Here is a 1,243-nt window from a genome sequence, read left to right on the forward strand (position 1 = left end):
CGCAGGGGACCGGCGGCAGCCGCGGTCCGAGGCGGGTGGAACTCAGGTAGGTCCGCCCTCCGGGGAACCAGTCCGGGCTGTCGACACCGTCCGGGGTCTGGGCGTCGGCAAGGAGCTCGCTCATGCGCCGTTCCCAAGCTCGTCGAGCCTCGTGCAGTGCCAGGAGCTGGACCGCGGCAAGCCGGACCGATGCCGCTTTGGCCCGGGCCAGATACTCCTTCGCCGCGAGAGCGGGCGTTCTGAGGGCAGCGTCAACCTGTTCGGCGAACCGGTCGGGTCGGCCGTGGTGCGCTGCTCGCGCGAAGCCGGCCAGCTCGTCACGAGTCGCAGCGAGCAGTTCCGCCTGAGTCGGCCATCGTTCGAGCATGCGGAGCACAGTGGGGGCGCTGAGGTCGTCCTTGGCGATCGCCAGCGCGGCCGGATAGGTCGCCTGCAGATCGGCGCGCAGCCGGTTAAGCAACCGGGTCTGGTCCCGAGCGGCACGCTCGTCGTCACGTCCGATGGCACGCATCTCGCCGCCGATCCGCCCGTGCGGAACCAGCGTCTTCAAAGTGGTGTGTCGATCGAGGGCGAGCAGGCAGCAGATGCGGGCGTCCTCTGCGTCATCCTTCTTCCGGGCAGGTCCTCGACGGCGCGCGACCAGGTCGGGGTTGACTGGAACCACGGTGAACCCGGCATCGACCAACGCCTCGACGAGCAGGCCGTGACGGGTCTCGAGCACAACGCGCACCTCGGCGGGGTCGGGCTCCATCCGCAGGACGCGTTCGATCAGCGACGCGACACCATCCGGTCGGTGCGATATCCGAAACTGAGAAATAACTCCCGTGTCTGGAGTTCCGATGGCAACGTCGTGGAACTGTTCGGCCCAGTCGATGCCAATTCCGATCACTGCGGATCACCTCTCCGTCGGCCACTGATCATGCGGCGGACCGGGAAGGAACGGCATCGTGCTGATGAATCGGTCCTCTCGGGACAACACCCTCATAGACGTCAGTCCTTCGCCGCGGCCCCGCCGAGGCGCCGTCTCATGAAAGTCCTCGAAGGACACGCACCTCTCGCGCTCTCTGCCGGGATCCACCGTGCGATCCGCAGGTAGTCCCATCAGCCTCCCGGGCAGCGAATTGTCGCCGCCGGCCAGGAGCACCGTCCCGCCGACCCGCTCGGCCTCCACTACGTCCTCCACCCACGCGGCGCTGATCCCCCGCCCGACCAGCGAGCATCGCATGCCCCGGTGCCCCCTCCC

At 68.3% G+C, this 1,243-nt stretch carries 1 protein-coding gene and 1 pseudogene; both read right to left on the bottom strand.

Annotated elements, in window-relative coordinates:
• Positions 1–889 (bottom strand): IS110 family transposase (locus tag D8M34_RS17900; RefSeq protein ID WP_126894697.1); only part of this gene is annotated, 889 nt, incomplete at its 3' end.
• A gap of 210 nt (positions 890–1,099) precedes the next feature.
• A pseudogene (locus D8M34_RS19900) lies at positions 1,100–1,243 on the bottom strand (dihydroxy-acid dehydratase domain-containing protein); the annotation flags it as partial.

It is taken from the genome of Microbacterium sp. HSID17254, assembly GCF_003989315.1.
Classification (GTDB): Bacteria; Actinomycetota; Actinomycetes; order Actinomycetales; family Microbacteriaceae; genus Microbacterium.